18 protein-coding genes and 1 other annotated feature (1 of these 19 running past the window's edge) are annotated in these 19,809 nt (G+C 52.4%); of the genes, 6 read left to right on the top strand and 12 right to left on the bottom strand.

The window, feature by feature from the left end:
• Positions 1 to 256 precede the first annotated feature (256 nt).
• The 3 genes from RJP21_RS11465 to RJP21_RS11455 form a co-directional block, all read right to left on the bottom strand.
• Positions 257 to 1,636, bottom strand: coding sequence for an amidase (locus RJP21_RS11465; RefSeq protein WP_310859371.1), 1,380 nt, complete (start codon positions 1,634 to 1,636; stop codon positions 257 to 259).
• A gap of 136 nt (positions 1,637 to 1,772) precedes the next feature.
• Complete coding sequence (locus RJP21_RS11460; RefSeq protein WP_160044779.1) at positions 1,773 to 2,183, bottom strand: VOC family protein; 411 nt, start codon at positions 2,181 to 2,183, stop codon at positions 1,773 to 1,775.
• Between the two features lie 198 nt (positions 2,184 to 2,381).
• On the bottom strand, positions 2,382 to 2,546 hold the full coding sequence (locus RJP21_RS11455) for a hypothetical protein (RefSeq protein WP_310859370.1): 165 nt from the start codon (positions 2,544 to 2,546) through the stop codon (positions 2,382 to 2,384).
• A 345-nt stretch (positions 2,547 to 2,891) separates the two neighbouring features.
• Here RJP21_RS11455 and RJP21_RS11450 point away from each other — a divergent pair, with 345 nt between their 5' ends.
• Complete coding sequence (locus RJP21_RS11450; protein WP_310859369.1) at positions 2,892 to 4,856, top strand: GTP-binding protein; 1,965 nt, start codon at positions 2,892 to 2,894, stop codon at positions 4,854 to 4,856.
• Positions 4,857 to 4,910: 54 nt separating this feature from the next.
• On the opposite strand, the gene RJP21_RS11445 is transcribed toward RJP21_RS11450, so the two are convergent.
• Together RJP21_RS11445 and aroC are read right to left on the bottom strand one after the other, a co-directional pair.
• Positions 4,911 to 5,417, bottom strand: a complete 507-nt coding sequence (locus tag RJP21_RS11445) for a GNAT family N-acetyltransferase (RefSeq protein WP_310859368.1) — start codon at positions 5,415 to 5,417, stop codon at positions 4,911 to 4,913.
• Between the two features lie 65 nt (positions 5,418 to 5,482).
• Entirely contained in the window at positions 5,483 to 6,541 is a 1,059-nt protein-coding gene (gene aroC, locus RJP21_RS11440; protein WP_310859367.1) for a chorismate synthase, read from the bottom strand.
• Between the two features lie 109 nt (positions 6,542 to 6,650).
• On the opposite strand from aroC, the gene RJP21_RS11435 reads away from it, so the two are divergent.
• Complete coding sequence (locus RJP21_RS11435; protein WP_310859366.1) at positions 6,651 to 7,529, top strand: LysR family transcriptional regulator; 879 nt, start codon at positions 6,651 to 6,653, stop codon at positions 7,527 to 7,529.
• Between the two features lie 38 nt (positions 7,530 to 7,567).
• On the opposite strand, the gene RJP21_RS11430 is transcribed toward RJP21_RS11435, so the two are convergent.
• The gene (locus RJP21_RS11430) at positions 7,568 to 8,551 is read right to left on the bottom strand and encodes an NAD(P)H-quinone oxidoreductase (RefSeq protein ID WP_310859365.1); all 984 of its coding nucleotides are present in this window, start codon (positions 8,549 to 8,551) and stop codon (positions 7,568 to 7,570) included.
• A gap of 407 nt (positions 8,552 to 8,958) precedes the next feature.
• On the opposite strand from RJP21_RS11430, the gene RJP21_RS11425 reads away from it, so the two are divergent.
• Complete coding sequence (locus tag RJP21_RS11425) at positions 8,959 to 10,110, top strand: multidrug effflux MFS transporter (RefSeq protein ID WP_310859468.1); 1,152 nt, start codon at positions 8,959 to 8,961, stop codon at positions 10,108 to 10,110.
• 155 nt (positions 10,111 to 10,265) lie between these two features.
• Here the strand turns inward: RJP21_RS11425 and RJP21_RS11420 are convergent, their stop codons facing one another.
• The 5 genes from RJP21_RS11420 to RJP21_RS11400 all read right to left on the bottom strand — a co-directional run bounded on the left by RJP21_RS11420 (position 10,266) and on the right by RJP21_RS11400 (position 15,081).
• Positions 10,266 to 10,448 (bottom strand): hypothetical protein, encoded by a 183-nt coding sequence (locus tag RJP21_RS11420; protein WP_310859364.1) that lies wholly within the window; start codon positions 10,446 to 10,448, stop codon positions 10,266 to 10,268.
• A 179-nt stretch (positions 10,449 to 10,627) separates the two neighbouring features.
• The gene (locus RJP21_RS11415; RefSeq protein ID WP_310859363.1) at positions 10,628 to 11,761 is read right to left on the bottom strand and encodes a DUF2264 domain-containing protein; all 1,134 of its coding nucleotides are present in this window, start codon (positions 11,759 to 11,761) and stop codon (positions 10,628 to 10,630) included.
• A gap of 291 nt (positions 11,762 to 12,052) precedes the next feature.
• Complete coding sequence (locus RJP21_RS11410) at positions 12,053 to 12,247, bottom strand: small acid-soluble spore protein H (RefSeq protein WP_160044788.1); 195 nt, start codon at positions 12,245 to 12,247, stop codon at positions 12,053 to 12,055.
• Positions 12,248 to 12,306: 59 nt separating this feature from the next.
• On the bottom strand, positions 12,307 to 13,110 hold the full coding sequence (locus tag RJP21_RS11405) for a carbohydrate-binding protein (RefSeq protein WP_310859362.1): 804 nt from the start codon (positions 13,108 to 13,110) through the stop codon (positions 12,307 to 12,309).
• Between the two features lie 78 nt (positions 13,111 to 13,188).
• Positions 13,189 to 15,081 (bottom strand): beta-L-arabinofuranosidase domain-containing protein, encoded by a 1,893-nt coding sequence (locus RJP21_RS11400; protein ID WP_310859361.1) that lies wholly within the window; start codon positions 15,079 to 15,081, stop codon positions 13,189 to 13,191.
• A 201-nt stretch (positions 15,082 to 15,282) separates the two neighbouring features.
• Here RJP21_RS11400 and RJP21_RS11395 point away from each other — a divergent pair, with 201 nt between their 5' ends.
• From RJP21_RS11395 to RJP21_RS11385, 3 genes are all read left to right on the top strand, one after another.
• Positions 15,283 to 16,137 (top strand): helix-turn-helix transcriptional regulator, encoded by an 855-nt coding sequence (locus tag RJP21_RS11395; RefSeq protein ID WP_310859360.1) that lies wholly within the window; start codon positions 15,283 to 15,285, stop codon positions 16,135 to 16,137.
• Positions 16,138 to 16,276: 139 nt separating this feature from the next.
• The gene (locus RJP21_RS11390) at positions 16,277 to 17,197 is read left to right on the top strand and encodes a carbohydrate deacetylase (protein ID WP_310859359.1); all 921 of its coding nucleotides are present in this window, start codon (positions 16,277 to 16,279) and stop codon (positions 17,195 to 17,197) included.
• A 318-nt stretch (positions 17,198 to 17,515) separates the two neighbouring features.
• On the top strand, positions 17,516 to 18,451 hold the full coding sequence (locus RJP21_RS11385; protein ID WP_310859358.1) for a VanZ family protein: 936 nt from the start codon (positions 17,516 to 17,518) through the stop codon (positions 18,449 to 18,451).
• A 52-nt stretch (positions 18,452 to 18,503) separates the two neighbouring features.
• Here the strand turns inward: RJP21_RS11385 and asd are convergent, their stop codons facing one another.
• Entirely contained in the window at positions 18,504 to 19,589 is a 1,086-nt protein-coding gene (asd, locus tag RJP21_RS11380) for an aspartate-semialdehyde dehydrogenase (protein ID WP_310859357.1), read from the bottom strand.
• A 182-nt stretch (positions 19,590 to 19,771) separates the two neighbouring features.
• Positions 19,772 to 19,809: a binding site (T-box leader), on the bottom strand; it runs 221 nt beyond the window's last position.

Below are 19,809 nucleotides of genomic sequence, written 5' to 3'. Positions count from 1 at the left end.
CATTCGCGCCTGAAAAATTCGGAAATGCTGCAGGTTTTTCTCTTTGAAGGCATAACCCGGTGAGAAAGGAAAACGGATGATTCAGCGATTCATCACGGCGTTTTCAGCGGTGCAGCAACGTTTTGCCGGATGATTGCACGGATTTATTCGGTAGTTATTGCCTTGAAAATCCGAATTTCCGAAAAAAAGCACCCGATGCGCATTGCGCACGGATGCCTATTTCCTTAATGGCCGAAGCTTCAACTTCTTCATGGAATCAATAACCGGCACATACCTGATCCCGGAGACGATAAAAATCTCTAAGCTGATCCTGCTCGTAAGCGTAACCCGCGCGGATCAGCAAATCCTCCCTGCAGCGGGCCGCGACCAGCTGAAGCCCTACGGGGAGCCCTTCGACGGTCAACCCGCACGGAATGGACATCGCGGGAAGTTCAGCCATATTGAAAATGCCGGTGTACCGCGTCATAGCGTCAAAGACGCTTTCCTTGTACGGACCGATCTGCACTTCGTCAACGCCGATTTTTCTGGCGGGAATCGGTATCGTCGGCGTTGCAAGCACGTCGATGCTTTCCCTAAACAGCTTGTCGAACGCCTTCATATAGACTTCTTTCATTTTGAGCGCTTCAATATATTGAATTGCCGTAATATCCAGCGAGGATTCGAGAAATGCCCTGGCGTCCGCCCCGTATTGGGACAGGCAACATTCCATCCGGCTTTTGTGCACGACGCCTGCTTCCGACGCGGCAATCGTTAGCGAGACGTCGGCATTGCCGGCGACGAACGACACGTCCGCGTCGATGAGGATCGCGCCGAGCGACTCGAGCGCATTCAAAGCGCTGCGGTACAGCGCGTAGGTATCCGGATCGATATGCTCATTGAAGTAGCTGGTGGGAACGCCGATCCGAAGTCCCCGTATGCCCTGATTGAGGCAAGGAAGATAGGATTGCTTGGTCATGGCTCCCGCAAGGATCGCCATATCGGTCATCGTTGCCGTAATCGGACCCACATGGTCGAGCGTCCATGATACGTAAAATACGCCTTGGGTCGGCACCTTGTTATAGGTCGGCTTTAATCCGATGACGCCGCAGGATGCGGCCGGAATCCGCACGGATCCGCCGGTATCGGTCCCGATCGAGGCTACCGACAGGTCGGCCGCCACGGCGGCCGCCGATCCGCCGCTCGATCCTCCGGGCGTATATTTCGGGTTCCAGGGATTATGCACCGGACCGTAATGGGGATTGTTGGACGTTACCCCGAGCGCATATTCGTGCAAATTGTTTTTTCCTAGCAGAATGGAATCCTCTCCGAGCAGCCGGTCAACGATTGCCGCATTTTTGCCCGGAACGTGATTCGCATCGATCGAGGAGCCGTTTGTTGTACGTATGCCTTTGGTGTCGATATTGTCTTTGTACGCAAGCGGAATGCCGTACAGCAAGCCCGTCTGTTCGCCGGCCTTGGCTTTGGCTTCGATGATTTTCGCCTCTTGGACCGCCCGTTCCTTGGCCGTCGTGATATAGGAATTCAACTTCTTGTCTTTTAATTTTATGCGTTTTAAATATCCTTTTGTTATTTCGAGCGGCGTATACAAATGATCCGCGTAACCTGCCTGAAGTTCTTGAATCGATTTTCTGCCCATGGGCCAAACGCTCCTTTCGGCATTAACATGTTAAGGTTTCAAAGTTCTTCTAGCATTCGCATCCCTTCACCTTATGCCGAAAAAGATAGATTGGTATGGGGAAACATTCAAACCGGGCCGAAATTGGCCGGATATATTACGGCTGCTGCCATGCTTGAAACTTATTGCCGTCCGGATCCTTGAAGGTTAACTGCAAACCGCAGCCGCCTTCGTCCCGGATTTCACTTTCCGCCCAAGCGCCGGATTCCTTCAAGGAAGCTCCCAGTGCATGTATATCGTCCGTCTCAAAGCAAAGCGGGAACATTTCATAAGGGCTTCCGGTTTCATCCCAACCGGTCGTCTCAAATCGAAGCGGATGACCGCCGGGACTCGGCAGCAAAAACAGCCACTGGCCGCTGCCCATGATCATGATCGCTCCACGCCCGGGCTCAAGCGGCGAACGAAGCTTCAGGCCAAGCACGTTTTCGTACCAGCCCACCGCCGCAGGAACGTCGCTCACAGGGACGTATGCGCATTCTATGCGCTTTAACAACGCATTTTTTTCCATTCTATCGCCTCATTTCATCAAAATGGATGACGCCGGAATGCCCTTGCTTCCCTCTGTGATGGACGATTGAAGCATTGCCTGCAGGATCCGAAAGCAAACATGCGTTCTCTTATTTATAGTTCGCCGCTTCGGATTTATTTCCTTCTTATCCCTGAATTTCCCGGGGAAATTCTGAGTCGTTCAAGTACCCCGATCTATTCAAATTGTAAAATGCTCCACGAAACGTCTCGCAAACGAAAACAATCTTTCCCCGATATGCAAAGACCAATCCAACATATTGCCGAAAACGAGAGCGGATAAATATAGAATCGCTGCGATCAGCAGCACGTTCATTATAATTTTATTGAACTGCTTTTCTTCCATCGTCATCACCTTTATTTTTCAAAATGCGAGTCGATCCAAGGAAGGACTACTTGAGCCAGTATAATCGGAATCGCCCGATTCGCCTATCGATTTGGATGACGCCAACCTTACAGCCTTGTAAGCCGAGTTGTAAAGTGAATTTGGATGTGGATGAAGGTTCAACGAAAACTTCCGGAAAACCAAGGTAAAAAACGGCTATAACCGATCTCTCCCCTCTCCATAAACCGAATCACGGCTAAAATAATAAGCAATAAATCAAACGGAGGCGATTTGCTATGCGGCAATTCACAAACAGAACCCATTCGAAAGGACAAATCATGATGAAGAAAACGGTGATCTTAATATATGAAAATAATCAATATTGGGGTGTTGGCCCATGTTGACGCAGGAAAAACGACGCTGACGGAACAGATCCTGTATCAATCGGGCGTAAAAAGCCGGGCCGGGTCCGTCGACCGCGGAGATACGACGACGGATTCGCTCGACATCGAGCGGAGAAGAGGCATTACGGTGAAATCCGCAGCGGTATCTTTTTGGGTCGGCGACGAACTGAAGGTAAATTTGATCGATACGCCTGGACATGCCGATTTTATTTCGGAAGTCGAGCATTCCCTGAGCGTCCTGGACGGGGTGATTCTTGTCATATCCGCGGTCGAGGGCGTTCAGGCGCAAACCCGGGTGCTCATGCAGACACTTAAGCAGCTGGGCATGCCGACCCTGTTATTCATGAACAAAATCGACCGCATGGGCGCGGATTATGCTAAGGTCCGGAACATGATCCGGTCGTTATTGGATGAGCATATTTGCGAAATGAACATCGTGGAGAACGAAGGCTGCGAAGAGGTGCGCCTTCAGGAAGCCGATCCGTTATCAGCACGGTGGCTCGAAACCTTGGCCGCTCATGACGATGAATTGCTTCGGTTGTACGCGGAGGACGTTCCCTTAACGTCCGAAAGGCTGCACAAGGAATTGATCCAACAGACAAAAGACGGAAAAGCCTTTCCCCTGTTCGCCGGTTCGGCCGCCAAAGGCATGGGCGTCAAGCATCTGCTTGATTGCCTGGGCGACTTCATACCCTCGAACGCTGCGACGGGGAGTAAGCCGGCAGAGGACCGCCCGTTGTCCGGCATCGTGTTTAAGGTCGTTAAAGATCGGGCGGGTGAAAGAGCGGCTTTTATCCGATTATTCGCGGGGCAGCTCCGGTTGCGGGACGAAGTGCAGGTGATTTCCCGGAATGGCCCCGAACGCATGCTTAAGGTCAAGCAGCTGCAGTTCCTTCAGGGAGATAAAAGAACTGCCGCCAGCTTAGTGAGTGCAGGAGACATCGCGGTGATGACAAGCGCGGAGCTGTTTGTGGGCGACGTGATCGGCGTTCGATCCGGCCGGATCAGGGACTTCGCCTTTCACAAACCCCCGATTCAAGTAAACGTGCTTGCGGAGCATGCCCAGGATCCGACGGCTCTTTCCCATGCGCTTAGCGCTTTGACCATCGAGGATCCATTTTTGGAGTACCAGCATGATCAAAATACGCAGGAGCATACGATCCGGGTGTTCGGAAAGGTTCAGCAGGAAGTGCTGGCCGAGACCATTTGGGAGGAGTACGGCATACGTGTCTCCTTCTCCCCTCCAAGAGTGATGTGCATCGAAAAACCGGTTGCTTGCGGAAAGTCCGCGGAATTTATAGGGGAAGCGGGCAATCCTTTTTGGGCGACCGTCGGTTTCCGGGTCGAACCCGGCCCTGCCGGCAGCGGGTTAACCTACAATTTGGAGGTTGAGCTCGGGTCTCTCCCCCTGTCCTTTCAAAAAGCCATTCAGGAGACGGTCGCCGAAACGTTGAACGAAGGCTTGTACGGCTGGCCCGTAACCGATATCACCGTCACGTTGACGCATACGGGGTACGCAAGCCCCGTATCCACCGCCAAAGACTTCCGGCGATTGGTTCCGCTTGTGCTGATGGATGCCCTGTCGAGGGCTGGCACGGTCGTTTATGAACCTGTCGGCAGCGCCCGCATGATATTGCCCGAAAACAGTTTAAGCAAAGTGTTGTCCCGGCTGGCCCAGTTGGAAGGAACGTTTCAGGAGCCCGATTTTCAAGGCAAGGTTGCCCATTTGAACGCGACGATCCCGGTGCGGACGGCGGACACGCTGAAAGCGGAGCTGCACTCGTTAACGAACGGCGAAGGCATGCTGTCGATCAAGCCCGTCGGCTATGCCAAGGTGCGTTCCGTGTTCCCGGAAAACGAGCGCAGGCAATTAAATCCGCTGAATCGCGGGGAATATCTGCTGCGCTTGAACAAAATCATGGAGTAAACAAAAAGTCCCGCTTGCCTTGGTGGCGTTAGCGGGACTTGCTTTTTCAATAACTTATTCAGCGATTTTTTTCTCCATAACGTAATCATCCATCACAAAACCGTTTCCGATGTCCGCGACTTGCGTTCGTACGGTTTTGAAGCCTTTTTTCTCGTACACGGCGATGGTGGAATGATTATGCCTGTTCACAGTCAGCCAAATCGAACCCAAGCTCCGCTTTTTGCATAACTCCGTCAGGAGCTTCATCGCTTGGCTGGCATACCCTTTTCCCCGGTGTTCCTTAAGAATGTAAAACTTGCTAAGGAACAGCCTGCCATCCTCCTCTTTCATGCCCAAATAGCCGATGTTGGCGCCGTGTATGTTCATAAAATAATATTCGTATCCTTGACGTTTCGTCTGGTCTTGGATGGCCTCGACGGATTGGAACTTCTCCACCATGTATTCGATTTGTTCCTTCGAGATGATGCTTACGAAATATTCAAACCAAATACGCGAGGCCATGTCCGCCAACGACGCGATGTCTTCCTCCGTTTCGGCTTGCAATAATGTCAGATCCATCATCAACCTCCATCCTTCCTGAATATCGAAAAGCTAAATACCGAGCGTTTAGTGCCGTAAGCAAGACGTTATTCGTCCAGCAAAGCCGCTTGGCGTTTATAATGATCTTCGATCACCATGCATGCCATCGCTTCGATCACGGGCACGACGCGCGGACAAATGCAAGGATCGTGGCGGCCGATGGTCGCGATTTCCCGTTCGTTGCCTTCCATATCCACCGTGCGCTGCGGAGAGGAGATGGACGACGTCGGCTTGACGACAACCCGGAACACGATCTCATCTCCGGTGCTGATGCCGCCGATGATGCCGCCCGCATGGTTCGTCAAAAACCCGCTTGCGTCCATCTGGTCGTTATGCTCGCTGCCCCGCATGTTGGCCGCTTCGAAACCGGCGCCGAATTCAATCCCTTTAATCGCCCCGATCGACAGCATCGCCTTGGCCAGCTCCGCATCCAGCTTGTCGAATACGGGCTCCCCGAGCCCCGGCGCCACGCCGCGAATCCGGCATTCCACGATGCCGCCGCAGCTGTTGCCTTCCGCCGCCAGCCGTTCGATGAGTTCGACCATGCGCTCCGCCGCCGAGGGGTCGCATGCCCTCACCGCGTTGCGTTCAATAACGTTTTCGTCAAACGACTCGCACCGGATGCCCCCGATTTCCAGCGAGTAGGCCACGATCGAAACGCCGCGGCGTTCAAGCAGCCTGCGGGCCACTGCTCCTGCGGCCACACGCGCCGCAGTCTCTCTTCCCGAGGCCCTGCCGCTGCCGCGGTAGTCGCGGATGCCGTACTTTTTCTCATAAGTGTAATCCGCATGTCCCGGTCTGTACATGGATTTGATGTCATCATAAGCCGATGGGCGCATATCCGTGTTGTTCAGCATGATGCAAAGCGGTGTTCCCGTCGTACGCCCCTCGAACGTTCCGGATAAAATCCGGATTTTGTCGTATTCTTTCCGCGGCGTCGTCACGGACGATTGCCCCGGCTTCCTCCGGTCCATTTGGACTTGGATATATGCCTCATCCAGCTCAACGCCTGGCGTAACGCCTTCCACGATCACGCCTACCGCTTCGCCGTGCGATTCTCCGAACGTCGTCATTTTTAATCTTTCGCCAAACGTGCTTCCGGCCATTTTGATTCCCCCTGGGTCGTTAGGATTTCTTCTCTTTTAGTTTAGCTGTATACTTGAAATAAATGAAATTGCAATTTTCGATGTTTGTCATAGAGAGGATTGATAACAAATGATGATCAATACCGAATGGTACCGGATATTTCTTCATGCCGCCGAAAACTCCAATTTGACCAAAGCCGCCCAAACCCTTCACATGACGCAGCCGTCCGTAAGTTACGCCATCAAACAGCTGGAGGAGGCGCTCGGGGTCGCCCTTTTCGACAGACTGTCGAAAGGCGTTCGGTTGACGCAGGAAGGACAAGCGTTATACATGCATGTGCGGCAAGCATTCGAAGAGCTCGAATCGGCGGAGCGTTACATGAAGAAGCTGAAGCGCTTCAGCGAAGGCAGGCTGCGAATCGGTGCCAACGGGGCGATTATCAAGGACTTTCTCCTGCCTACGCTGGACGTCTTCCATGCCCGCTACCCCCAAATCCGCATCCAGATGTCCCAGGAAAATACAAGCCGTATTTTGGAGCGGCTGAAAAACGGGGCGCTTGATCTCGGTTTGGTCCATCTCCCGATTTCGGATGATGAGATCCGGATCCATTCCTCCCATGCCTCATCCTATTGCGCCGTTGTCGGAAACGCCTTTGCGGACCGGGCGCAAAAGCCTTTGCCGACAGCGGAACTGACGCAGCTCCCTCTCCTGATGTTAACGCCGGGCAGCTCAACCCGTTTGTTTATCGAAGGATGGTTTCGATCGCAGGGATTCGAGGTGGACGCTGACTTCGAATTAAACAATTTGGACATGCTCGCCGAATTTGCCAAACGCGGGTACGGGGCCGCCTTTTTGCCGAAAAGTTTCGTCGCCCACAACATCGCGGACGGTTCCCTGCTGGAACTCGAGACCGAAACCCCGCTGCCTGAACGGCGTTTCGGCATCGCGATTCCGAAGGATGTATCCTTGTCCATCGCCGCCGGCGCATTTCTTGAATTGTTGAATTAGCTGGAATGTCGGAACGATCTTGCTTAACCCAGCCACTATTACATGGCACCGACCTCGAGAATGATTTTTCCGATATTCCGGTTTTCCAGCATGTGCATGTGAGCTTCCTCGGCTTTTTCCAAAGGGAAGATGGTGTCGACGATCGGCCGCATCTCTCCGTTTACAAAATACGGCAACGCCGCGCCGTAAAATTCTTTTGTCAATCGAGCTTTATAATCATCGTCCCTTGGCGTTAGCAGCGTACCTGTCAATTCGATCATTTTGCCCATAAGCGGGAATAAATCCACCTGCTTAACCACGCTGCCCCCAAGGATGCCGATCAAAACCCAGCGCCCGGACGGCTTGATGCTTTTCAGGTTTCTTTCCCAGTAGTCGGCTCCGACAAAATCCAGAATGACATCGACTCCTTTGCCTTCCGTCGCCTTCAGCACTTCCTCGTCAAAGTCCTGCTCCTTGTAATTGATGAGGACGTCTGCGCCCAGTTTTCGGCAAAACTCAAGTTTTTCGCGGCTCCCGGCCGTTACGATGACTTTGGCATTGCGCAACGTTTTGGCCAATTGAATGGCCGCCGTACCTACGCCGCTTGCGCCAGCATGGATTAACACCGATTCGTTCTCCCGGAGTTTTCCGATCCAAAACAACGTCTGATAAGCCGTCAGAAATACTTCCGGGATCGCGGCCGCTTCCGCGAACGTAAACGACTCCGGAATTTTCATCGCCCGCTCCGCAGGCATGACCGCATATTCCGCATAACCTCCCCCGTTGACCAAACCCATGACGCGATCTCCGGTCTGAAAACCGGTATTGCCGCTGGCCTCCGTCACCGTTCCGGCGACTTCAACGCCTAAAATCGGGTTGGTCATATATCCCGCCTTCCCTTGCCGGGTAACGATATCCGTTCGGTTGACCGCCGCGGCATGAACTTTGATCAGCAGTTCCCCCGCAGTGGGGCGTGGAATTTCCAACTCTTTCAGTTCCAGCGGGTGACGTTCTCCCGTTCTGTTTACCGTGATTCCTAACATTGACGAAACCTCCTGCGTATAGCTTTGATGTATGTGATTTTATGATCGCCAAGACGGCTGAATATATGATGAAATCCGAATTTATTATAATGCTTAACCTTTTTCGTCACCAAACAGGTTCGGGTCGTGCCGTCCATTGCAGCTGATCGCAAAAAGCGAATAAATCTGCCAATGATTGACCAAATCTCTTCAGGATGTTAATCTAGCGAAAGTTTGTTGACTTTGCTTAACCCTCCTACATTCGATAAAAAGAAAGGTATTTGAAATGTCGATCTACAGCCGCATCGCCATCATGATGCCCCCTTTTCCCTAGCTAGGCTCCTATTCTTGACGTAACGGAATAGCAGCTTTAGCTTGTAGGAGGGCTAACATAAATGAAAAAATAAGCAGCACCGTCTTTATTGTTGATGATTGTTCTTGTGGCGTTTCCGCAAATCAGCGAAACCGTCTATACGCCGTCGCTCCCCGATATTTCCGCGGCGCTCGGCGTTTCGAACAGCTCCGTTCAGTTCACCCTAAGCGTTTATTTTATCGGATTTGCGCTGGGCGTTTTCGGCTTCGGGTGGCTATCCGACCTGATCGGGCGCAGGCCGGCCATGCTTGGCGGCCTCGTGGTCTACGGCGTCGGCAGCCTTTTATGTTTTTTTTCGGAATCCATTGCCTTTCTTCTAATCAGCCGGTTTATTCAGGCATTCGGCGCGGCAACGGGGTCGATCATTACGCAAACGATGCTTCGTGAAAGCGTTCCGGGAGAAAAACGGCATGCGATGTTCGCTCGAATATCGGCCGTCATCGCTTTTACCCCTGCAGTCGGACCGCTGATCGGCGGATGGATCGACCAGGCCTTCGGTTTTAAAGCCGTCTTTTTTTCGCTTGTGGCGATGAGCTGTTTGCTGTTTGTTTACGCTTTTTTGAAACTGCCTGAAACGACGGATGTGTCCGCAAGGACGAAAGCAGCCGTTTTTCCTGTCGTGAAAACTATGCTGTCATTGCCGCGGGTACTGGCGTTCGGAGCATTGATCGGCGGAATCAACGGGGTTTTATTCAGCTATTACGCGGAGGCTCCCTTCCTTTTTATCGAACGCTTTCGCCTTTCGCCGGGAGTTTACGGCTTTTTGGGTATCTTTGTAGCGTTGGCATCCGTCGTGGGCACCTTGATCTCCAAAAGATTGCTGCGCACTCGCGCTCCGGAAACGATCATTCATCTGGGCTGTCTCGTGATGGCGTCAGGTGCGCTTCTGTTAACGATCGCATGCTGCTTGCCGATGCTGCCGGACATCTTGGTCATGATCGGCATCGTCATCACGATGTTTGCCTTGTTCATCGGATCCGGAATTGCGCTGCCCAATTGCCTGAGCCTGGCGCTTGCGGATTTTAAAGACGTGATCGGGACAGCCGGTGCCGTATTCAGTTTGGGATATTATTTGCTGGTCAGCGCGGCGACATGGGGAATGAGCGTTCTTCATAACGGTTCGCTGCTGACGATGCCGTTGTATTTTCTGGCCATCAGTATCGGAATGCTGCTGATCGGCTGGAAATGGATTCGAACGAAAGCGTAAATGTTGTTCTTGATAGATGTTTTAAGGAGCGATAAACCGGGGCAATCGGGAGTATTGGCAGTCCAGCGCTTTAAGAAAAGCCGCTGGACTGCTTTTTTTGCAGGATCTACAGCTTGTAAAACGGTACCGGATAAAGGCGTCCGTCAGCCGACTGCTCATGTGTAGGTTTTTTCCGGATCGGTCTTTCGTTTGCGGTACCATGGCAGCGTCGACAGCGGCGCATCCACTTCCATTTCGCAAGGTCCGGTTACCCGGCTGCCGTCCGCTCCCTCCCAGACGCCGGAAGGAAAGACCACCTTACGGGATACCGCTTCCTTATGCAATACTGGCGCAATCAACCCCACCAGCATTCGCCAGGCAATAATGGAATCGTCATCTTTTCGTTATACATGGATTCTCCTCCCCATTTCGGCCGAGACACAGGGTACGTTCTTGGCTTTTTTTCAATGGAAACCCTAAAATTCCGCGATACCGACTACGTTTCATAAAGCGGTGTGAAACCTCAGCCTCCCGGCATCTACAAGCTTTTGTCGATAGGAAAAGAAAGCCCCGACCATGCTTTGCGCGAGGTCCATTCCTGATCCGCATCGCGCCAAAACGGAGATTCCGCAGGCAGGCCAAGCGGCAAAAAGACCAAGGAACATAGATACACGCTTCCTGCCGATATGTATAATTCTCCTATTTCCGGCTGGTCCCCGCAGAAACCGATGCTCAGCCATCCCCGGTCGTCGTAAAAACCGGGAGCTTCCGCCATCCGCTTGATCACGGCAGTCAATGCGCAGCGCACTTGAGGCGGGGCCAGCTTTTCGGGGAGGTCTTCCCGAAGCGCCATTTGGCTTAAAGGCTGAAATGCGCCGAAGCGGTATGCAAGAGAGCGGCCGATCGGAGGAAACGTGCCTTCGGGAGAAATGAGCCGTTCCTGAATCGCCGCATACCGTTTCGCCCTTTGAAGGACGACCGGACGGCTGGCGGCCCAATCTTGATACTGATCGCCGACCGTATCCAAAATGTCGATCAGCATCGGTTGGATGACGAATCCGTTGTAATAATCCCAGGCAAACTCTTCCCCGTCCGAATACATCCCGTCGCCAAGATACCACTTTTCATGCTGCTTTAAAGCAAAATCGATCCGCATCGGGTCCCACTGTTCGCCGATCCGGAACAAACATGCTTCCACGGTCGCCGCGAACAGCAGCCAATTGCTGTAAAAAGGCCTTACCCTCCGCAGCGTATACAGCGCATTCGTGACGTTTTTCTTGACCCTTGCATCCAGCTTATCCCATAGTTCGGTCGGGGCGCGAAGAATCGCCTGCGCCAGAAAGGCCATATCGACAAGCGGCTGCTCCCCTTGAGTGAGGTTCACGCAGTCGGGGGATTCCGGGTCCGTCCCGGCATCGATCGCCCGCCTTGCCAGCTCGGCATACCGTTCGCGCAGTTCTCCTTCCTCTCCGCTCCGTCCGCCCGTTTCCAGCCAAGGCGCCATGCCGGCCAACAACCTTCCCAAAGCTTCAAGATGCATATATGGAATCCGCGACGGGTCCCCTTTGACCGGCATCGATGCTTTCAAGCGCTTTTCGGAAAGCGCATTCAAAACGGGCTCCGCAATGCGGCTCATCGTATCGATCCAATACCTTCTGCTATCCGTTACCATGATCAATCGCCCACCTCTTTTTTCGTCGAAGATGTATTTCAACAAAATCAAGCCATAACGAGCTTCCTAAACCTTTTCTTCGCGTTCCGCACATTTCCTTTTCGTTTGGTTAAAATAATTCGACAACATTCTTCCCGCAGAAAAAAAGCCCTTGCCGGCATGATCCGGCTAAGGGCTTTTAACGATAACATGGTCACCTTCATAACGCTCAGCTATGGAAAGAGGAACGTTCTTCCCGATCGAGACAGGCATATGAACAAACCCGACGCCGACTGCATCTGCATGTACCGATTATTCCAACGCTCCATCCTGCTCCGATAACGAATACAAAGGCACTTCCCGTTCATCTTGCGGATTACCCAGCGGGTAAATGCGGGCGGTTTCGTTTTGCTCGTCGACATGTTGAATGTAGATCGGCGTCCCGTCGCACATGACGTTGGCCATGACCGGTGACGATGCGATTTCCTTTGCCCTTTGTACATTCATGCGAAAAGGCCTCCTTGATTGATAGGTTCGCCTTTTACTATGCGCAAAGCAAATATTGGCTATTCGCCTTTCGCCGCCTCGCGGCCGAAAACCTCGAACTGGCTCAGCGCCGGGAATGGCGACGGTTCATTCGATTGGATCAGATCCTTCAGCGTAACCCATTCCACTTTTCGAGGTTCCAGGACGATCATCTGCTTCCGGTCGGTTTTGACCAGGTCTGCAACATGTTTGCTCCCGTCCGAAAAAACAAGCGTAACCCGTTCCCAATAATTATCATGCGGAAAATCCGCCCGGATCGTGATCGCCACCTTGTCGATGTCGACCGTTCTGCCAAAATGGACCGTAATCTCCGCATCCTTCCGCTGGTTGATTCCCCAAGACTCAAAAGGCCACTTTCCGTGGGAATAATTCATGCTGTTGCCGTTGATCGCGTTCCGTGCGGCAAAGACGGATTCGCCCCGGGTTTCCACGTTTGCGCTCGCATGGGGAAAGCAAGAGTCGTTATCATGATGGTCATAGGCATTCAGCGCCACGTTTTTGTATGCGTTGATTTCATCCTCCGCCGCCAGTCGCGCGTTCAGCGCATGCAGCTCGCCGGAAAACGCTTTCGGGGAATAAGAAAACTTTTTCTCGCCGAAAGGAACGGGAAAGCGGAATTCATGCTCCTTTAAATAGATAAAGGCCGGGCCTATGGCATCGTCAAGTTGCATGATCAAATATACGTTTTTCGATTCGCTTTTTAAAACAATTTCGTCCCCCGGCTGATAGTTGCCGGAATAAACGAGTTGGACCTGTCCATCGTCGGTGACGGCCGCTTTTACGGTTCCGTCGCTGTCTAGAACTTCAAGCGTGATTCGATCCAATTGGCATCCTCCCATCTGCATTTCAATGTCATACTTTACCACAATAACATATCTTGCTGAAACAAGGTATCAACAAAATTATCGGCACCGGTTTCGGTTTCCGGCAGGCTTTCGGGGTCCAATCAGCGGAAATTCTCCGATTCTTAAACGGGCGCACCCGTAGGGAATCAGCTGAAGCTCCGTCGCCGGCTGGCCGGCACAGTCAGGGTTCATCGGCGGCGTACCGGCATTGTTTCCCTCCATCTTCCAGTCTTTGATCAGCTTGCCGAACGCCGTGATCCGCACGGGTGCACCGTCCCGGGAAAATGGCTGCTTCGGGATTTCCGATTCGGTAACCTTAAACCCGGTGTCGGACAGCAATCCGTATTTCCATGCGGAACCCGGATACACTTCCCAGTCATGGAACCTTTCACGCCGCTGGATCGTCTGCCAGTTTTCCTTGATTGGAAGCACATAGACAAGCGGCCCGCGCTCCACGCTGACTGCGTATTGGTTTCGGAAAGAGGTCGTGACCGTCATTGGCAGCGAAAGGCTGATGACATCCCCGTCGCGCCATTCCCGCTCCAGGCGTGCGTAACCGTTTTGAACATGAATGTCCACCCTGCCTTGATTGACGGTGACCTCAGGCCGGTCGCACCAAACAGGAATACGCAGCGAAACGGCAAAGGTGTCCGGACGCTCCAAATGGATATCTATTCTTACTTGCTCGCGGAACGGATAATCGCCGGTTACGGTAAGTTTGGCGGCCGTTCCGCCGCCGACGCTCGCTTTAACGGTACAAGGCGCGTAGGAGGCGGCTGCAAGCCCGCCTTTTTGATCGCTCATCCACAAATGCGAGGCATATTTCGGCCAGCCCTGATGCATATTTGCTGTACAGCAGCCAAAATTCGGCTCCAGACCGAAAATGTTCGCATCCGGCCCGTTCACCCAGCTGCGCGGGGCCACGTTGCATAAAATCTGGTTTACCTGCTGGTCGTATTGGTGAGCGCTCCAATCGGGAGCGATCCCCGCAGGCAGCGCATTAAACGCCACCTTTTCAAGGATATCCCCGAATCGTCCTTCGCCGAAAATCCGCGTCAGCTGCTCCATCGAAAACATGTATTCGACTACGGCGCACAGCTCCACGCCTTGACTCGGATGCGTTCCCGAAAGAAACTCGTCGCCGGAAAACATGCCGTGAGCCTGACCGTGATACGTCATCAGCGAATCGATTCCGCGATGAACCGCGTCGCGTTCGAACGCATCCCCGGTCAACTCATAAAGAACGCCGGGTGTCTTGATGCCCATCGCTACGTTGACGACGTGGGTTGTCCAGTCAAACGTATCCACTTTGCGCCAAAACGGAAAGTCGTGAAAAATATCGGTCCAATCCGTCGTCTGGTTTGCAACGATGTCCGCCAATTCCAGCAGAAAGCTGTCCTGCGTTCGCTTATAAAGCCAGATTATGCTTAGAAGCATCTCCGCGCCGCGTGCTTTGGCCCATCCCTGAAGCGGTTGTTCTCCGATCACGCGATAGACGTAACCAAAAAATCGGGTCAAAAAAGGAATCACCCGTTCATCCCCGGCCACTTCTCCATATTGCACGATGACTTTTAACATAATCATCAAATGCCACCAATCCTGGGATTTGTCGACATCGTGATTCGGCGTTTCGATCCGCTCGGGTCCAAAGCTTCCGTCCTCTTTTTGGTTCGCCAGCGTCCATTCCACCCATTTCTTCGCTTTGGCGATCAGTTCCCCGTCTTCGAGCAAATAAGCCAAGGGCAGCAGACCGTCTACATAATACGGCCCCCGTTCCCAGCTTTCTCCTTTGCCTCCGATCCAGCCGTTATCCGGTCCCACGTCCGGCCAATGTTCCTCCAAATGCCCGGTTAATCCGTCGGCTTGGATGCGAAGCTGATCCTTTAACCAGCCCATCGGTTTAATCGCTCCAAGCAGCAAACCGTCAAATGCAGTTTCGAACAATTTCACGTTTCCCGCTCCCCTCCATTCGATTTTGGCATAAACGCCGTTGCTTCTTTCGAAATATAACATGATCGTTCGGCGGTTTCGATAACCGAAAACAACCTGTTTTTATCCGATCGCAACCTGTATGGCATCCCTCGCTTATTGGCATCCCTCCGTATTCTCGTTATGATAATAGCAACAATAGCCAAAGGAAGGAGGAGAGCAATGTTCCAATTCGTATCTCCGCCCCTCCCCCACTACGTTTCGTGCGGGGAAGACACGTATCCTCCCGGCGGAACCCATCCGGATCGGAGCGGCATCGGCGTTTTCGACCTACTCATGGTAACCAGTGGATGTTTGTATCTGGAGGAGGAAGGCAGCCCCTTGCATATCGCGTCCGGACATTACGGGATTCTGCGCCCGGACCGGTCGCACAGAACCGCCGAGCCTTGCCGGACCGAAACGCATTTTTATTGGCTTCACTTCCATACGCTCGGAAGTTGGAACGCCTCATCGGATGAGGCATCCTTTTGGGCGGAACCGGAGGATTCCCCTTATGGCCGGATCGAGAAATTTTCGATTTACATTCCGCAGACGGGAAAGCTGGAGCCAAACGGGCCGGCCGGATCGGCGGTACGCCGCATCATGCTCCTGAATATGGAGCAATCCGCAAAAGCGCGCTGGAAGCAGCAAGTCCATTTGCAGGATCTGCTGTCCGCGCTTCAATATCAAGGAGGCGAATATGCGGAAAGCCCCCATGTTCGCATCGCGGAACGGGCAGGCGAATTTCTTCGCCGCCATTATATGGAACATATCAGCTATCAAATGTTATCCGAATCGCTTCATTTCCACCCCAACTACATTTCCTTATGCATGAAAAAAGCGTTTGGCTGCACCCCGTTGGAATATTTGACGAGATACCGGATCGAGCAGGCAAAGCGGATGCTTATTCATACGGATGAACCGATCGGCCGAATCGCGGAGCTTGCCGGCTTCAGGTCCTTTCCTTATTTCGTGAGATGTTTTGCCCGAAATGCGGGACAATCCCCGAATTCCTACCGGAAGCTTTTCAGAAAATAATACGCCCGGAACGGAAGAAATGGGTTCGATGATAGGCCTGCGTCCGTTTCGCCTTTCTTGATGCGGATTAGACTAATACAACAGGCATATATACCTCATGCAAATGATCCGTACTTTTTATCGTCAGGGGGAATCGCCATTGAGCAGGCAAGTCATCATCAACGCCGACGATTTTGGGCTGTCGCCCGCCGTCAACGGAGGCATTATCAGAGCCTATCAGGCTGGAGGAATTACCAGCACTTCCTTGATGGTCAACATGCCCGGCTCTGAAGATGCGGTCAATGCCTCCCGATGGCTGCAGGGACTCGGCATCGGATTGCATTTCAACCTGACTTACGGAAAACCCCTTTCCAACCCGGCGAGCATACCTTCGCTCGTAAGGCCGGACGGCGTTTTTCACGACGGCAGAACCATGCGCTTTCGGGATGCCGCCGATGTGAAGAAAGAACTGGATGCGCAGTGGAATCGCATGATCGGCACCGGCCTTATTCCTACCCACTTGGATTCCCATCATCTGCTGCATCAAAACGATCCCGTGATTTATAAGGTTATGGCGGAAAAAGCCGTCATAGAAAACGTGCCGCTTCGGAAATCCCAAATCGTTCATCCGCTACGTGGCGTGCAGCTGCCCGGCATGACCGACGCCGTACTGCTTGATACCTATGGAGACAGCGGTGCAAAGCAAAGATTGATGAGATATTTGCGATCGCTTCCGGAGGGGATCACGGAGATCGTATGCCACCCGGGATACGTCGATGACGTTCTCCGCGGAATATCGGAATGGACGGACATCCGGGAGCGGGAACTATCCGTGTTCACGGATCCCGACTTGGCCTATGCCATGCAGTCGATGGGCATCATTCCGGTCAACTATACTGCATTGAAATTGCCGGCGAACATCCTCCATCCCGCTCCACTTTCAGACCATAACCCCCCACGAGCTCGCCGCAGCCGCGGCAAGACGGGCAAATCCAAGTCCGCAACGCGCGCCGGGAACGCATCTAAATCACGAAGAAACGCCCGACACTTTCCCATGTCGCGCAGTCATAAACGAATTTAGCCCTCCGTTTCATTTTCTTTTTCTCACTAAATACCGAGCCCTGCCGTTTTATTTGACGGAAAGGCTCGGTTTCTTTATGAAAAGCAGCCGCTTCCCATTCATATGAAGTTCATATTTTTTATGGATCTTGGCTTCAGTCGAACCGGATTCCGAAAAACGCATGAAGTCGATCGCCTGGCTTTTTGCCAAGGCGGATCAACGGTTTGATTGTTTCTTACATACCTGTAAGATTCGCGTAAGGATCACAAATAGCTTGATTAGCGGACTCATCGTATACTGATACATGTTCACGGTCGATACAATGCGAAAGGGGTTCATATGGAAGTTAAACAACGCAAAATCATTATAGCAATCACAATTTTTTATGCCATCGTCATTTTATACCTCATGTTTTTTGGCTTCGGACGGATCGATGCAGCCAAACAAACTCATGAGTATACCTTTATATGGTTACCCGACTCTGTGTTTAGTTTGAGATTTCCAAGAGCATCCGATCTGCATTTTTTTATGATGTGGTTCTTCAATTTAAGCAATGTGGCGGCATTCATTCCATTTGGCATCTTGATTCCTTGGCTGTTTCGCCTGAAGTTCCTCCCTTTCATTTCGCTTTTTTTCGCGGGCATTTTATTGCTGGAAACGCTGCAGGCGCTGACGTTTCTCGGCAGCTTCGACATCAATGACGCGATTCAAAATTCAATCGGCGCCGCCATCGGATATGGGGCAATGGCATTCGGATTCCGTGCGGCCAACATCTGGAGCAAGCTAGCACGGACCGGCATGTTAGCCGTTGTCCTGACCGTGGCGTTCGTAGGCTTTTCCGAAGCGGTTACGGCAACGTTCGCCAAAAAGGAAGGTCCGGTCATTGCTCTATCTGACCTTCAGGAAACCAGTGGCCAGTCGTCCGCCGCGAATCACTCCCAAACCTTCGCCATCGGGGGCGAAACGATCAAACCACAACTCAACCTGTATGCAATCGAAGGCAAAAAAACGGGAAGTTATACTTACCATATCGGAGGTAAAGAAGGGGTTCTTGCAGGTTATTACGGTTTACCCGATCAGGCAAGCAAAGACGGGAAAATAACGATTTTCGTCAACGGCAGCGAAATGCTTACCGTTTCGGGCGAAAATGGAGACAACCAAATCAACGAATTCGAACTGCCTCTCGAAAAAACGGATGAACTGACCATCACACTTGAAGGCGATGAAAAGTTGTGGGACGTCACCTTTAAAGAAATGAAGCACTGGTGGGAATGAAAAAAAACAGCAAGCTCCCGGAATCGGGGGCATGCTGTTTTTTTGTCGAAACTTACTTCGGCTGAATATATCCTTCCGCTTTCAGCAGCTCGGCGATCAGAACGGCGCCGCCTGCCGCTCCGCGAAGCGTGTTATGCGAAAGGCCTACGAATTTATAATCGTATATGGAGTCCTCGCGAAGTCTGCCTACCGACACGCCCATGCCGCGTTCAATGTCGCGGTCGAGCTTCGTTTGCGGACGGTTTTCTTCCTCAAAATACGTGATGAATTGCTGCGGCGCGCTTGGCAGCCCGAGCTCCTGCGGACGTCCTTTGTATTGACGCCAGCGTTCGATGATTTCTTCTTTCGAAGGCTTGTTTTCGAAGGAGACGAACACGGTGGCCAAATGGCCGTCCGTCACCGGAACGCGGATACATTGCGTCGTAATGAGCGGCGAGCTGGCTTTGACGATTTCGCCGTTTTGCAGCTTGCCCCAAATACGCAGCGGCTCCTGTTCGCTTTTTTCTTCTTCGCCGCCGATGTAAGGGATCACGTTGTCGAGCATTTCAGGCCAGTCGGTAAAGTTTTTGCCCGCCCCGGAGATCGCCTGATACGTCGAAGCCACCACTTTTTCCGGTTTGAAATCAAGCAGCGCGTGAAGCGCCGGCACGTAGCTCTGAATGGAGCAGTTCGGTTTTACCGCAATAAAACCCGTTTTGGTGCCCAGGCGTTTTCTTTGAGCTTCAATAACACCGATATGATCCGGGTTGATCTCCGGAATGACCATCGGAACGTCCGGCGTCCAGCGATGCGCCGAGTTGTTGGAAATGACGGGAGTCCCGGTTTTCGCGTAAGCTTCTTCCAGCGCCTTGATTTGGTCTTTGCTCATATCCACGGCACAGAAGATAAAATCGACCTGCGAGGCAAATTCTTCGACTTGCGAAGCATCCTGCACGACGATATTTTTGACCTGCTCCGGCATGGATCCGGCCATTTTCCATCTGCCCTGCACGGATTCCTCGTACGTTTTGCCCGCCGAATTTTTGCTTGCCGCAATCGCGGTCACTTCGAACCATGGATGCTGATCCAGCAGCTGGACAAAGCGCTGACCAACCATTCCCGTTCCTCCGACAATACCCGCTTTCAGTTTTTCAGCCATAAGTTTCAAATCCTTTCGATAGTGTCATCATGTTTGAGGTTTGTTTAGATCGTCCGCCAAACGGACCGGTATCATCAATCTTCCTATACTCATTACCTATTCAGTTCGCCTGTGCGGCGTACATGTCGTACATGCAGCATCGAACCCTGATACAATAAAAAATCCCACCCCCAAGACCTAGTCTCAGGGACGAGATTGAACACTCGTGGTACCACCCCAA

The organism is Paenibacillus sp. VCA1, from assembly GCF_031583795.1.
GTDB classification, from domain to species: domain Bacteria; phylum Bacillota; class Bacilli; order Paenibacillales; family Paenibacillaceae; genus Paenibacillus_AQ; species Paenibacillus_AQ albilobatus.
The sequence above is the reverse complement of the archived record's forward strand: the minus strand, read 5'-3'. Positions and strand labels throughout refer to the sequence as shown.

Coding starts and splice junctions, on each gene's coding strand:
- RJP21_RS11385 (WP_310859358.1), top strand. CDS start 17,516: ATGGAAGTTAAACAACGCAAAATCATTATAGCAATCACAATTTTTTAT.
- RJP21_RS11465 (WP_310859371.1), bottom strand. CDS start 1,636: ATGGGCAGAAAATCGATTCAAGAACTTCAGGCAGGTTACGCGGATCAT.
- aroC (WP_310859367.1), bottom strand. CDS start 6,541: ATGGCCGGAAGCACGTTTGGCGAAAGATTAAAAATGACGACGTTCGGA.
- RJP21_RS11410 (WP_160044788.1), bottom strand. CDS start 12,247: ATGAATGTACAAAGGGCAAAGGAAATCGCATCGTCACCGGTCATGGCC.
- RJP21_RS11435 (WP_310859366.1), top strand. CDS start 6,651: ATGATGATCAATACCGAATGGTACCGGATATTTCTTCATGCCGCCGAA.
- RJP21_RS11445 (WP_310859368.1), bottom strand. CDS start 5,417: ATGATGGATCTGACATTATTGCAAGCCGAAACGGAGGAAGACATCGCG.
- RJP21_RS11460 (WP_160044779.1), bottom strand. CDS start 2,183: ATGGAAAAAAATGCGTTGTTAAAGCGCATAGAATGCGCATACGTCCCT.
- RJP21_RS11430 (WP_310859365.1), bottom strand. CDS start 8,551: ATGTTAGGAATCACGGTAAACAGAACGGGAGAACGTCACCCGCTGGAA.
- RJP21_RS11415 (WP_310859363.1), bottom strand. CDS start 11,761: ATGGTAACGGATAGCAGAAGGTATTGGATCGATACGATGAGCCGCATT.
- RJP21_RS11450 (WP_310859369.1), top strand. CDS start 2,892: ATGAAAATAATCAATATTGGGGTGTTGGCCCATGTTGACGCAGGAAAA.
- RJP21_RS11455 (WP_310859370.1), bottom strand. CDS start 2,546: ATGGAAGAAAAGCAGTTCAATAAAATTATAATGAACGTGCTGCTGATC.
- asd (WP_310859357.1), bottom strand. CDS start 19,589: ATGGCTGAAAAACTGAAAGCGGGTATTGTCGGAGGAACGGGAATGGTT.
- RJP21_RS11425 (WP_310859468.1), top strand. CDS start 8,959: ATGATTGTTCTTGTGGCGTTTCCGCAAATCAGCGAAACCGTCTATACG.
- RJP21_RS11395 (WP_310859360.1), top strand. CDS start 15,283: ATGTTCCAATTCGTATCTCCGCCCCTCCCCCACTACGTTTCGTGCGGG.